The organism is Pseudomonas pseudonitroreducens (genome assembly GCF_021603645.1).
Taxonomy (GTDB): domain Bacteria; phylum Pseudomonadota; class Gammaproteobacteria; order Pseudomonadales; family Pseudomonadaceae; genus Pseudomonas; species Pseudomonas pseudonitroreducens.
In genome coordinates this window covers 683,448-695,910 of the sequence record NZ_BQHJ01000001.1, presented here as the reverse complement: position 1 = coordinate 695,910, position 12,463 = coordinate 683,448, and the positions used below count along the sequence as shown (strand labels likewise).

Here is a 12,463-nt window from a genome sequence, read left to right as displayed (position 1 = left end):
CTACGAAAAGCCGGTCAGCCCTCCTGCCGGCGCGGCAGGTCGTCGACCGTGTCGAACCACGACAATTGCGACGAGCACCAGACATGGCACTGCGGCTCGATCAGCTCCGGCTCGTCGAGAGTCACCGTATTGAGCCCCACCGTCGCGCCGTCGCGCACACGGAATTCCATCGGTGTCCCGCACTTCACGCAGAAGCGCCGCTCACCCTCCTCACTGGAACGCCACATCCCCAACTCACCGGCGATATAGGCAAAGCCCGTCAGTGGAATTACCGCCCAAGGCACTGCCGGCGCGGCATTGGACTTCTGGCAGATACGGCAGTGGCAGTAGCCGGTTTCCTCCGGCTGCGCATCCACGCGATAGCGCACCGCGCCACAGGCGCAACCGCCGAACAGGGGCAGGGGCAGCATGGCAATCTCCGACAATCAGCAAAGACTCACAGCCTAGCCAGCATGCCGAAGGTCTGCAGCACCGCGACGCCGGTGAAGAGCAACAGGATTTGTCGCTCGGCAAGGGTGCAGACTTCTTCGCGCAACTCCGGCGGGCGCTCCAGGTAATCCAGAGACTGTTGGAACAATTGCCGGCTGATCAGCCGCGACAGCTGGTCCAGTTCGCCCACATCGACGTCCGGCAGCAGATGGAACTGACGGATGTCTTCGGCCATGTCCTCGCCAAACTCGTCCATCACCCGCGCCAGCGCTTCGCGCAGCACCGGCGACGGCCCGTGCAGCTCGCGCACGCCGATGATGAAGGCCTGCGGGTTGCGCGCGACGAAATCGAAGAACAGCCGCACCGTCTCCCGGGTTACCCGCTGGCCGCGCTCCAGGTCCAGGCCGAACGGCACGCTGGCCGCGCCCGCCCTCGGCAGGGCGCGCTCGGCTGCCTCGCGGCGCAAGTCGCGCAACGGTTGGCGCAGCTGGGTGGCGATATCGCGGATGATCGCCAGGCCCAGGTCATCCACGTCGCCGAAGTGGCGGTAGAAGGTGTTCGGGTTCAGCCCCGCCTCGCGCGCCAACTCGCGCAGCCCCAGGCTGCTCAGGCTGCGCCGGCTGGCTGCCAGACGCAGCGCGGCATCGATCAGCGCGCGCTTGCCCGCGGCCTCCACCGGTCGTTCTTCCTGTTCGATTTCCATGAGTTTGGCGCCCGACCCCATCTAAGGTTGGTTGTTGCTGAAGTATACAGATGTCTACATTCTCACCACGTAGACAGTTGTATACGCCAGCAACAATCATAACAGGAGCTTGGCAATGGGTACCCAACCAAAGACTGCCCCCCGACACTGCAAAGTCGCCATCATAGGCACCGGGTTTTCCGGGCTGGGCATGGCGATCCGCCTGAAGCAGGAAGGCGAGAATGACTTCCTGCTGTTCGAGAAGGATGCCGGCGTCGGCGGCACCTGGCGGGTCAACAACTACCCGGGCTGCGCCTGCGACGTGCAATCCCACGTCTACTCCTTCTCCTTCGAGCCGAACCCGGACTGGACGCGCATGTTCGCCCGTCAGCCGGAAATCCGTGCCTACCTGGAGAATTGCTGGAAGAAGTACCGCCTGGAAGACAAGACGCTGCTCAATACCGAGATGGCGCGCTTCGAATGGAACGACGAGCAGCAGCTCTGGCACCTGTTCGACACCGCCGGTAACCACTACACCGCCAAGGCCGTGGTGTCGGGCATGGGCGCCCTGTCGATCCCCTCGGTGCCGGCGCTCAAGGGGCTGGAGAACTTCCAGGGCAAGGCCTTCCACTCACAGCAGTGGGACCACGACTACGACCTCAAGGGCAAGCGCGTGGCGGTGATCGGCACCGGTGCCTCGGCGATCCAGTTCGTTCCGGAAATCCAGCCGCTGGTGGCCAAGCTCGATCTCTATCAGCGCACCGCGCCGTGGATTCTGCCCAAGCCGGACCGCGCCATCAGCGACAAGGAACGCGCACGTTTCCGCCATTTCCCGGCGGTACAGAAGCTCTGGCGCGGCGCGCTCTACAGCATGCTCGAAGGTCGCGTGCTGGGCTTCACCTTCGCGCCCTGGGCGATGAAGCTGGTAGGCAAGCTGGCAGAACGTTTCATCCGCCAGCAGATCAAGGACCCGGACCTGCGCCGCAAGCTGACCCCGGACTACACCATCGGCTGCAAGCGCGTACTCATGTCGCACAACTACTACCCGGCACTGGCCGCCGCCAACTCCTCGGTGATCGTCGACGGCATCCGCGAGATCAAGGCCGGCAGCATCATCACCAGCGATGGTCGTGAACGGCAGGTGGACGCGATCATCTTCGGCACCGGCTTCACCGCCAACGACCCGATTCCCCGCGGCGTGGTGTTCGGCAAGGGCGGCGTGGACCTGCTCGACACCTGGCAGAACGGCCCGGAAGCCTACAAGGGCACCATGACCCGCGGCTTCCCCAACCTGTTCTTCCTCATGGGCCCGAACACCGGTCTGGGCCACAACTCGATGGTCTACATGATCGAATCGCAGATCGCCTATGTGCTCGGCGCGATCAAGCTGATGGACCGCCGCGAGTTGCAGAGCGTCGAAGTGAAGCAAGAGGTGCAGGACCGCTGGAACGAGAAGTTGCAGCGCGGCCTCAACCACAGCGTATGGAATACCGGCGGCTGCAAGAGCTGGTACCTGCACCCGGTGAGCGGACGCAACTGCACGCTGTGGCCGGGCTTCACCTGGCGCTTCCGCGCGCTGACCAGCCAATTCGACCCCAGCGCCTATCATTTGAAATCCAAGCCACTGTCCAGCCCTGTCGTCCAACCCCAACGCCACGCAGAAGAGGTGCCGGCATGAAGAACTTCGAGAACAAGGTCGCCGCCATCACCGGCGCAGGTTCGGGCATCGGCCGCGCACTGGCCGTCGAACTGGCCTCGCGTGGATGCCACCTGGCACTGGCTGACGTGAATAGCGCAGGTCTGGAAGAAACCCGCCAGCTGCTCTCCTCCACCGGCGTGCGCGTGTCCATCGACACGGTGAACGTCGCCGACCGTGAGCAGGTGCACGCCTGGGCCGACAAGGCCGCCCGCGAACATGGCAAGGTCAACCTGGTGTTCAACAACGCCGGCGTCGCCCATGCCGGCACCGTGGAAGCCAGCGACTACGAAGAGTACGAGTGGATCACCAACATCAACTTCTGGGGCGTGGTCTACGGCACCAAGGCCTTCCTGCCGCACCTGAAGGCTTCCGGCGACGGCCATGTGGTCAACGTCTCCAGCGTTTTCGGGCTGTTCTCCCAGCCGGGCATGAGCGCCTACAACGCCACCAAGTTCGCCGTGCGCGGCTTCACCGAATCGCTGCGCCAGGAGCTGGACATGGAGCGCAGCGGGGTCTCGGCCAGCTGCGTGCACCCTGGCGGGATCAAGACCAACATCGCCAAGACCGCGCGGATGAACGACAGCATGGTCAAGGTCACCGGGCAGAACGCCGAACAGGCCCGCACCCAGTTCAACGACCAGTTGCTGCGCACCACCCCGCAGAAGGCCGCGCAGGTGATCATCCGCGGTGTGGAACGTGACTCGCGGCGCATCCTGATCGGCCCGGATGCCCACGCCATCGACGTGATGCTGCGCCTGCTGCCGGTCTGGTACCAGAAGGTGGTCACCAGCAGCATGAAGCTGGCCAAGCGCTTTGCTCCCAAGCCCAAGCGTAAACAGACTGCGGAGGGCTACGAGGCCAAGTAACGCGTCAACGCAAAGAGTCCCTTTTTCCCTGTCGGGCCGGCGCCCATCCCCCTTACCCCCGGATGGGCGCCGTTTTTTTCCTGCACAGTGACCGCTCCGCCCTCTGCAATCGGCTGGTTATACTGGCAAGCTGTTTTCAGCGAAGCAGACCAAGGAGGACGACCATGAGCCAGACGCTCCCCACCTTCCGCTATCACCCGGATCCGCTGGCCACCGGCAGCCTGGTCGCCTCGGACGCAACCTGCCGTTGCTGCCAGCAGAAACGCGGCTATGTCTACACCGCCTCGGTCTACACCCGCCTCGACCTGCCGGAAAACTGCCTGTGCCCCTGGTGCATTGCCGACGGCCGTGCGGCCGAACGCTTCGAGGCGAGCTTTGCCGATGACTACCCACTGCTGGATGCCGGCGTACCCGACGCCGTAGTGCGCGAAGTCTGCGAACGCACACCGGGATTCGCTTCCTGGCAGCAGGAACACTGGCTGAGCTGCTGCGGCGACGCCTGCGCCTTCCATGGCGATGCTCGGCGCGAAGACATCATCGCCCTGGGGGCCACCGGGTTGGCCGGACACTTCCCCGACTTCGGCTGGCCGCAGAAGACCTGGTTGCAGGTCGTCGAGCACTACCAGCCAGCCGGCAATCCGGCGATCTACCACTTCAGTTGCCTGCACTGCGGCCAGACGCACTACGGGATGGATTTCACCTGAGCGGCGGACGTCCCCACTGGCCGCTCAGAGCCCCATCTGCTTGGCGATGATCTCGTTCATGATCTCCCGCGTACCACCGCCAATGGAGAGGATGCGGTTGTCGCGGTACAGCCGCTCCACCAGACTCTCGCGCATGTAGCCCATGCCGCCCAGCACCTGCACCGCGTCGTAGGTCACCCGGTCGGCGACATCCGTGGCGAAGTTCTTGGCCATGGAGATTTCCTTGATCACGCTCTTGCCGGCAGCCATCTTCGCCGCCTGGCGGTAGGTGAATTCGCGGGACACTTCGACCTGCGTCGCCATTTCCGCCAGCCGATGCTTGAGCACCTGGAACTTGCCGACAGGCTTGCCAAACGCCTCGCGCTCGCGGCTCCAGGCCAGCGCCTCGTCGAGCGCCAATTGCGCCGTCATGTTGGCCATGATCGCCAGTGCCAGGCGCTCGCTCTGGAAGTTGGCCATGATGCAGGCGAAACCCATGTTCTCAGCGCCGATGAGGTTTCCCACGGGCACCTTGCAGTCGTCGAAGAACAACTCGGCGGTGTCCGACGCCCACCAGCCCATTTTCTTCAACTTGCGGCCCACGGTGAAACCGGGAGTGCCCTTCTCCACCAGCAGCAGGCTGACGCCACCGAAGCCATCCCCACCGGTGCGCACCGCCACGGTGTAGTAGTCGGCACGCACACCGCTGGTGATGAAGGTCTTGCTGCCGCTTATGCGGTAATAGTCACCGTCGCGCACCGCGCGGGTCTTCAGGCTGGCCACATCGGAACCGCCGGACGGCTCGGTGACCGCCAGCGCCATGATCTTCTCACCGGCCAGCACCTGCGGCGCGATGCGCTCGCGCAACTGCGGACGGCCCCACTTGATCAGTGGCGGCAGGCCGATATCCAGCGATCCCAGCCCCGCCACCAACCCGCCGGAACCGCAGCGCATCAGCTCCTCGCTGGCCGCCACCTTGGCGAACAGATCGCCCTCGTGGCTGCCGCCGAGCGCCTCCGGATAGCCGATGCCGAGGATGCCGGCCTCGCCCGCCTTGCGGTACAGCTCACGGGGAAACTCCTCAGCCTCTTCCCAATCGGCGACATGGGGGAGGATTTCACGCTCGACGAAGCGCCGCACGCTGTCGCGGACCAGGCGGTGGCTGTCATCGAAGTAGTCGGTGAACGCAGACATGGCAATGCTCCAGGCGGTTTGACTGAAACTTACCTAGCGCTTGCTTGGTTTTCAAGCCGAGACACCTGCCATCGGCTAGGACAGATGCGCCGTCCCGAACCGCTCGCGGTACGCCGAGGGTGCCACGCCGGCGGCACCGCGGAAGGCATTGCGGAAGCTCTCCACGGTGCCGAAGCCACATCGCTCGGCTATACGCTCGACACTGTCGGCGCTGCTTTCCAGCAGCTCGCGCGCACGCAGCATGCGCTCGTGCTGCAGCCAGGCCTTGGGCGTCATGCCGGTGGCCTCACTGAAACGGCGCAGGAAGGTGCGCTCGCTCATGGCCACACGGCTCGCCAGTTCACCGACGGCAATCGACCGGTGCAACTGCTGCCGCGCCCAGTCCAGCAGCGCCGCGAGGTCATGCCGGGGAGTCTGCGCCACCGGCGCCGGGATGAACTGTGCCTGACCGCCGCCGCGCTGAGGTGACATCACCAGCCGCCGCGCAACGCTATTGCCAACCTGCGCACCGAAGTCCCGCGCCACCAGGTGCAGGCAGGCATCGATGCCCGCCGCGCTGCCGGCGGAGGTGATCAGTTGCCCGGCGTCCACGTAGAGCACCTGGGCATCGACATCGATCGAGGGGTAGCGTGCCGCCAGTTCTTCGGCGTAGCGCCAGTGCGTGGTCGCCCGCTGGCCGTTCAGCAATCCAGTGGCAGCCAGGATGAACACACCGGAACAGATCGACAGCAGGCGCGCGCCTTCGTCATGGGCCTTGCGCAGCGCCTGCAGCAATTCGGCAGACGGCGCCTCGGCGCGATCCCGCCAGCCCGGCATGATGATGGTGCCCGCCGTATCGAGCGCCTCCAGCCCACCATCGGCCAGCACACGGATGCCCCCCAACGCGCGCAGCGGTCCCTGATCCACCGCCACGACCCGGTGGCTGTACCAGGGGAAATTGAACTCGGGGCGAGGCAGGCCGAAGATCTCCACGGCGATGCCGAATTCGAAGGTGCACAAGCCGTCATAGGCGAGAATGGCTACGTCCAGGGGATTACGCGGCATTTGGCGGAAAACTTCCGATCAGTGTCGTGACCGCCACTGTAGCCGACTCGAAGAGGCACATACAGTGCTCCGATCTTTCACAGGAGCCTTGCCATGCCCAGCCTCGTCAGTCAGTTCCCCGCCGCCCTGCCCGCCGACGCCCTCGCCCACTTCAGCCACCGACTGGCCTTCGAGACCGACTGCTCGGACGTCAACGACGCACTGCAGAATGGCGAGCAGGATTTCCTTCTGCTCGACGTGCGCCATGCCGCCGCGTTCGCTCGTGGGCATGTCCCCGGCGCGCTGAACCTGCCGACGCGGGAGATCGACGCACGACGCATGGCACAGTTTCCGGCGGGCAGCCTGTTCGTCGTGTACTGCGCGGGGCCTCACTGCAATGGCGTGCACCGCGCCGCCGCCAGGCTCGCCGCGCTGGGCCTGCCGGTGAAGGAGATGATCGGTGGCGTCACCGGGTGGCTGGATGAAGGCCTGGCGCTGGTCGGCACGGACGAATCGCCAGCCGCGGGCGGCGCCGGGATCAGCTGCGCCTGTTGAGGTCAGAAGCAACAAGGCCGGAATCACTCCGGCCTTGTTCGAATCTGTCAGTGGCTGATCGGCCTTCGCCCTGCCAGGGCGTGGGCCAGCGTGCCGCCATCGACCAGTTCCAGTTCGCCACCCAGCGGTACGCCGTGGGCGATGCGCGACAGCACCAGGTCACCGCCGCCCAGCAACTGGGCGATGTAGTGGGCAGTCGCCTCACCTTCCACCGTAGGGTTGGTGGCCAGGATGATCTCGCTGAAATTGCCGGCCTTGATCCGCGCTTCCAGCTCGGGAATACCAATGGCCTCCGGGCCGAGGCCGTCCAGCGGCGACAGGTGTCCCTTGAGCACGAAATAGCGGCCGCGGTAGCCGGTCTGTTCAACGGCAAACACGTCCAGCGGACCTTCCACCACGCACAGCAGACTGTCGTCACGGCGCGGGTCGGTGCACTGCGGGCAGAACTCATCCTCGGACAGGGTACGGCACTGCTTGCAGTGGCCAACGCCTTCCATCGCCTGGGTCAGCGCCTGGGCCAGGCGCAGGCCGCCACTACGATCGCGCTCCAGCAGCTGCAGCGCCATGCGCTGGGCACTCTTCTGCCCCACTCCGGGCAGGGTGCGCAGGGCGTCGATCAGTTGGCGGATCAGCGGCGTGAAGCTCATGGGACGGTCTCGAATTTCCGGAGGTTAGAACGACTGTAGGAGCGAGCTCGTTCGCGAACCCTGCCAGACCGAAGAGGCCGGAAGCGTGTTCGCGAGCAAGCTCGCTCCTACAGGGGCAGAGCCGGGTTCAGAAGGGCATCTTGAAACCGGGCGGGAGTTGCATGCCGGCGGTCATGCCGGACATTTTCTCCTGGTTGTTCTGCTCGATCTTGCGCACGGCGTCGTTCACCGCAGCGGCGATCAGGTCCTCGAGGATTTCCTTGTCTTCCTGCATCAGGCTGTCATCCAGGGAGACGCGCTTGACGTCGTGGCGGCCGGTCATCACCACGCTCACCAGGCCGGCGCCGGATTGACCGGTCACTTCGGCGTTGGCCAGCTCTTCCTGCATCTTCTGCATTTTTTCCTGCATCTGCTGGGCCTGCTTCATCAGGCCGGCCATGCCACCTTTCATCATGTCGAGTTCCTCGATTCGTTCAGTCGTCGACCAAGGCTCACGCCTTGGCCTCCAGGGGTTCGATAGTACCGTCGCGGACAATCGCGGCGAACTGTTGCTTCATCTGTAGCACATACGGGTCGGCGGCAATCGACGCCTCGGCCTGGCGCTGACGCTCGGCGCGCTTGCGCGCGGCGGCCTGGGCCGGGGTTTCCTGCTCGGGCTTCTGCTGGGTGACCTGCAGGGTCAGGGTACGCCCGTGGAACTGGTTCAGGGCGTCGTTCAGGCGGCGCTGCTGGGTCGCGTTGAACAGCGCGCTCTGGCCCGGGTCCAGGTGCAGGTGCCAGTTGTCGCCGTCCACTGCCACCAGGGTGCAGTTGGCGCCAATGCTGGCGGTCAGGCCGGCCAGGCCCAGGCGCGGGAACAGCTCCAGCCACTCGGCGGCAAGCCCGGTGGCGGGCATGGCGGCGGGCTCGGGTTCCGCCTCGACCTGCTCCTGCGGTGCCTCGCCCTCGAGGTAGCCGTAGGATTCCATGTCGACTTCGTAGTAGTCCTCGGCTGGCGGCGGCTCGTCATCGCGGTCGTCGTCCTCGGCCAGAACGTCGGCAATGCTCGGTGCAGGCTCTTCCACCTTGGCTGCCGGCGTCTCGACCGGTGCCGGCGTGGCGGCTATCGGTGCAGGTGCAGGTGCAGGTGCAGGTGCAGCAGGTTGCATTGGCGCGGGAGTCACCACAACCGGTGCGGCAGGCTCGTCCCACGGCAGATCGACCGGCGCTTCGGCGACGGTCGGTTCCGGTTCGACAACCGGCACCTTCGGCTCGGGCTGCACAGCGGCTTCAGGCTCGACCGGGGCCGGCTCAGGCACAGGTTCGATAACCGGAGCAGGCGCAACGGCAGGTTCGGCTTGCGCGGAAGGAGCCGGAGCCGCCTGAGGCTGAGGCGCGACAACAGCAGGCGCAACCGCAGCAGCCGGCACAGGCGCAACAGCTGGCGCGGCAATGGATGCAACCGGCGCTGCAACGGCGGCGCCGGCCACTGGGTTCGGGTTGGAATCAGCCGTGGCCTTGCTGATCCCCAGGTCCTTTAGTGGTGACCTCGGTGCGCCATCAGCATCCGCCGGGCGGAACGCCAGCATGCGCAGCAGCACCATCTCGAAACCACCACGGGGATCGGGCGCCAGCGGCAGGTCGCGGCGGCCGATCAGGCCCATCTGGTAATAGAACTGCACGTCCTCGGCCGGCAGGGCCTGGGCCAGTGCCAGCACGCGGTCGCGGTCGCCCTGGCCGTTGTCCACCGCCTCGGGCAGCGCCTGGGCAATGGCCACGCGGTGCAGCACGTTGAGTATTTCAGCCAGCACACCACCCCAGTCCGGGCCTTGTTCGGCCAGGTGGCGGACGGCTTCCAGCAGTGCACGGGCATCGCCTTCCAGCAGCGCATGCAGCACGCCGTAGACCTGACCGTGATCCAGGGTGCCGAGCATGGCGCGCACGTCGGCGGCCAGCACCTTGCCCTCGCCGAAGGCGATGGCCTGGTCGGTGAGGCTCATGGCATCACGCATGGAACCATCGGCGGCACGGCCGAGCAGCCACAGCGCATCGTCCTCGAACGGCACGTTCTCGGCGCCCAGGACGTGGGTGAGGTGCTCCACCACGCGCTCTGGCGGCATGTTCTTCAGGGAGAACTGCAGGCAGCGCGACAGGATGGTGACTGGCAGCTTCTGCGGGTCAGTGGTGGCCAGCAGGAACTTCACGTGGGGCGGCGGTTCCTCCAGGGTCTTCAACAGGGCGTTGAAGCTGTGGCTGGAGAGCATGTGCACTTCGTCGATCAGGTAAACCTTGTAGCGCCCGCGGCTCGGCGAGTACTGCACGTTGTCGAGCAGCTCGCGGGTGTCCTCGACCTTGGTGCGGCTGGCGGCGTCCACTTCGATAAGGTCGACGAAGCGGCCCTCATCGATCTCGCGGCACACCGAGCACTGCCCGCAGGGGGTCGAGCTGACGCCGGTCTCGCAGTTCAGGCACTTGGCCAGAATCCGCGCGATGGTGGTCTTGCCCACGCCACGGGTACCGGTGAACAGGTAGGCGTGGTGCAGGCGCTGGTTGTCCAGCGCGTTGATCAGGGCCTTGAGCACATGGGTCTGGCCGACCATTTCGCGGAACGAGCGCGGACGCCATTTGCGGGCAAGAACCTGATAACTCATTGAAATCCATCGCGACAGGTAAGCAGAAGTGCGCTAATCCTAGCGAAGCGGACCGTAAATTGCACTCGATGTCCGCACCGGTCGTTGTCGCATCTTGGCAAGGGCCGGTCTAAACGGCATTGTGTCGTCGTTCTGCCATCAACGGAGCCTTGATGCGCTTCCTCGCCACCGCCCTGCTGCTCACCGCCACCCTCGCCCAGGCCGACGACCGTCCCCTGCGCTTCTCGGTGGTCGACAGCTGGGCGATGCCGCTCGCGCAGATCGAGAATGGTGAGCTGACCGGCGGCATCATGTTCGAGCTGTTCAACGAAGCGGCGCACGAGCTGGGCCGAACCGCTGCCTTCCATATCGTGCCCCGCGCCCGGATCGAGCAGGCGCTGCTCAGCCAGTCCGTGGATGTGCGCTGCTACGTGTCGCGCACCTGGATCGAACATGAGTTCGACAATTATCGCTGGACCGTGCCACTGATGGTGCAGCGCGACCTGCTGGTGGTCCGCGATGCCCCGGCGGACAGGCTGGAAACCTTGCCCAGCCAATCCGTCGGTACCGTGCTGGGCTATCACTACCCGCGCCTGCAGCCGTTGCTGGACAGCCACTGGCTGACTCGCGACGACGCGCGCAACCAGGAACTGGTGCTGAAGAAGCTGCGCATCGGCCGTTATCAGTACGCAATCAGCAGCGAGTTCGCGCTGAGCTGGTTCAACCGTGAACTGCCCGAGGCGGAGCGACTGCGAATCGCCAGCGTGATCGAGGAAACGCCACTGGCGTGCATGGTGCTGGACACGCCCGAAGTCCGCGCCGACGAGGTGCTCTCGGTGCTGGCGAAGATCAAGGCGTCAGGGAAGATCGAGCAGATCCTGGATCACTACCGCTGAGACGGGCAGCGCTCGACAGGGCGCGAGGCGGGCCATTTTCCAGGCCCCGAAATGGAGGCGGCCCCGCCAGCCACACCCCGGCACACAATGTCCCCGCCTTGGCTGCTTCCTTCCGGACCTGACCAGGTAAGCGAGTAATCGTTGCGGGGGGACCGACAGGGCCACCATCGCGAGAACCCGCCAGTTCGGCGAGCCGCGCCATTGTAGCGGCTTGAGCGCAAGTTACAAGCACTTCAAACACTTACGTTCATTACCTTGATACGCATCGCAGCCCACGAGCAGTTCTCCGTCCAGTCGCTCAAGGTTCTTCACGGCATGCCGAAGCACTGGATGAGGCCTCCCGTTCGAGGCGGCCCGATGCCAAGCAAGGAGTGTCCGAATGCGATCTGTCGTGGGCTGTACTGCGTTACTCGCCATTGCTCTCTGCGGCCCGCTGCAGGCGGCCAGTGGCGGCACCATCACCTTTCGCGGCGCCATCGTCGAGCCAACCTGCCAGATCGGCGTGAGCGATTTCACCCGCGGCAGCAGTCGCATCGAGATCAGCCAATGCAGGCAATCCCTGAGCCTTCAGCTCAGCGAGCCTCGCGGCAACCAGCCCGTGGTGAACTATCGCCTCACCGACAACCAGGGGCGCCCCGTCGAGAAGCTCAGCCCGCCGAACGGGGATTTCTCCGCAATGATCCGTACCGCCAGCCAGGGCGGCGCGCGCAATCTCGTGCTGGTCGCCGAGTATCTGTAAGGGCGCTACGGCTCTTGCAGCAATCCCTCGGGCCGAGGCTGGGTGGAAACTTCCAGGTTCGGCCCGATGAACAGGTCCATCTTGCTGTAGCCCGGACGAGTGCTGAACGTGGAGTAGCGCTCTGCCCCCTGGTGGAACTGGAAGGCGACCCGGTACTCACCCGAACGCAGCAGGCGCAGCGGGAAGGCGCGCGCCTCGCCCGGCTTGATTTCACCGGCAAGGGATTCCTCGCCGTTTTCCTTGAAGCTGTAACTCACCGCCGGCCCACCTACGCCGTCATAGTGGAGGACGATCTGCGGGCGCTCGGTCCAGGCCACGTAGGCCCCGAACAACAGCACCAGTGCGCCAACGCCGAGCAGGCGCTGCTTTCTTGCCTTGTCCATTTCGCTCTCCGTCTACCGCTGGCCCGCCCCGCCCTGCATCGCAACACAGGGACCGGAA

Annotated in this window: 13 protein-coding genes, 1 other RNA gene and 1 pseudogene; 6 read left to right on the top strand and 9 right to left on the bottom strand. The window is 65.3% G+C overall.

Annotation, left to right across the window (positions count from 1 at the left end; all coding sequences use genetic code 11):
• Window positions 1–14 precede the first annotated feature (14 nt).
• The gene (locus tag L6D89_RS03255) at window positions 15–410 is read right to left on the bottom strand and encodes a GFA family protein (RefSeq protein ID WP_236170735.1); all 396 of its coding nucleotides are present in this window, start codon (window positions 408–410) and stop codon (window positions 15–17) included.
• A gap of 26 nt (window positions 411–436) precedes the next feature.
• Complete coding sequence (locus L6D89_RS03250; protein ID WP_236198726.1) at window positions 437–1,132, bottom strand: TetR family transcriptional regulator; 696 nt, start codon at window positions 1,130–1,132, stop codon at window positions 437–439.
• 77 nt (window positions 1,133–1,209) lie between these two features.
• Here L6D89_RS03250 and L6D89_RS03245 point away from each other — a divergent pair.
• The 3 genes and pseudogenes from L6D89_RS03245 to L6D89_RS03235 all read left to right on the top strand — a co-directional run bounded on the left by L6D89_RS03245 (window position 1,210) and on the right by L6D89_RS03235 (window position 4,380).
• Window positions 1,210–2,789, top strand: a pseudogene (locus L6D89_RS03245) (flavin-containing monooxygenase).
• Entirely contained in the window at window positions 2,786–3,676 is an 891-nt protein-coding gene (locus tag L6D89_RS03240) for an SDR family NAD(P)-dependent oxidoreductase (RefSeq protein WP_236198724.1), read from the top strand. The pseudogene L6D89_RS03245 and the gene L6D89_RS03240 overlap by 4 nt, the downstream one beginning before the upstream one ends.
• Before the next feature lie 164 nt (window positions 3,677–3,840).
• Window positions 3,841–4,380 (top strand): CbrC family protein, encoded by a 540-nt coding sequence (locus tag L6D89_RS03235; RefSeq protein WP_236198723.1) that lies wholly within the window; start codon window positions 3,841–3,843, stop codon window positions 4,378–4,380.
• A 24-nt stretch (window positions 4,381–4,404) separates the two neighbouring features.
• On the opposite strand, the gene L6D89_RS03230 is transcribed toward L6D89_RS03235, so the two are convergent.
• A complete protein-coding gene (locus L6D89_RS03230) occupies window positions 4,405–5,553 on the bottom strand; it encodes an acyl-CoA dehydrogenase family protein (RefSeq protein ID WP_236198722.1) in 1,149 nt (382 codons plus the stop codon).
• A gap of 75 nt (window positions 5,554–5,628) precedes the next feature.
• Window positions 5,629–6,597, bottom strand: a complete 969-nt coding sequence (ftrA, locus tag L6D89_RS03225; RefSeq protein ID WP_236198721.1) for a transcriptional regulator FtrA — start codon at window positions 6,595–6,597, stop codon at window positions 5,629–5,631.
• A 93-nt stretch (window positions 6,598–6,690) separates the two neighbouring features.
• Here ftrA and L6D89_RS03220 point away from each other — a divergent pair, with 93 nt between their 5' ends.
• A complete protein-coding gene (locus tag L6D89_RS03220; protein ID WP_236198720.1) occupies window positions 6,691–7,131 on the top strand; it encodes a rhodanese-like domain-containing protein in 441 nt (146 codons plus the stop codon).
• Between the two features lie 47 nt (window positions 7,132–7,178).
• Here L6D89_RS03220 and recR read toward each other — a convergent pair whose 3' ends face one another.
• The 3 genes from recR to dnaX form a co-directional block, all read right to left on the bottom strand.
• Complete coding sequence (gene recR, locus L6D89_RS03215; protein WP_236170743.1) at window positions 7,179–7,778, bottom strand: recombination mediator RecR; 600 nt, start codon at window positions 7,776–7,778, stop codon at window positions 7,179–7,181.
• A 127-nt stretch (window positions 7,779–7,905) separates the two neighbouring features.
• A complete protein-coding gene (locus L6D89_RS03210) occupies window positions 7,906–8,232 on the bottom strand; it encodes a YbaB/EbfC family nucleoid-associated protein (protein ID WP_017516839.1) in 327 nt (108 codons plus the stop codon).
• Window positions 8,233–8,269: 37 nt separating this feature from the next.
• Entirely contained in the window at window positions 8,270–10,408 is a 2,139-nt protein-coding gene (dnaX, locus tag L6D89_RS03205) for a DNA polymerase III subunit gamma/tau (RefSeq protein WP_236198719.1), read from the bottom strand.
• Between the two features lie 152 nt (window positions 10,409–10,560).
• Here dnaX and L6D89_RS03200 point away from each other — a divergent pair, with 152 nt between their 5' ends.
• Entirely contained in the window at window positions 10,561–11,283 is a 723-nt protein-coding gene (locus L6D89_RS03200; RefSeq protein ID WP_236170746.1) for a substrate-binding periplasmic protein, read from the top strand.
• Window positions 11,284–11,344: 61 nt separating this feature from the next.
• Here the strand turns inward: L6D89_RS03200 and ffs are convergent.
• Window positions 11,345–11,441, bottom strand: an RNA gene (gene ffs / locus L6D89_RS03195) — signal recognition particle sRNA small type.
• 221 nt (window positions 11,442–11,662) lie between these two features.
• Here ffs and L6D89_RS03190 point away from each other — a divergent pair.
• The gene (locus tag L6D89_RS03190; protein ID WP_236198718.1) at window positions 11,663–12,022 is read left to right on the top strand and encodes a hypothetical protein; all 360 of its coding nucleotides are present in this window, start codon (window positions 11,663–11,665) and stop codon (window positions 12,020–12,022) included.
• A 5-nt stretch (window positions 12,023–12,027) separates the two neighbouring features.
• Here the strand turns inward: L6D89_RS03190 and L6D89_RS03185 are convergent, their stop codons facing one another.
• Window positions 12,028–12,405 carry a hypothetical protein gene (locus tag L6D89_RS03185; RefSeq protein ID WP_236198717.1) on the bottom strand — a complete coding sequence of 126 codons (378 nt, stop codon included), beginning with the start codon at window positions 12,403–12,405 and terminating at the stop codon, window positions 12,028–12,030.
• Window positions 12,406–12,463: the final 58 nt, after the last annotated feature.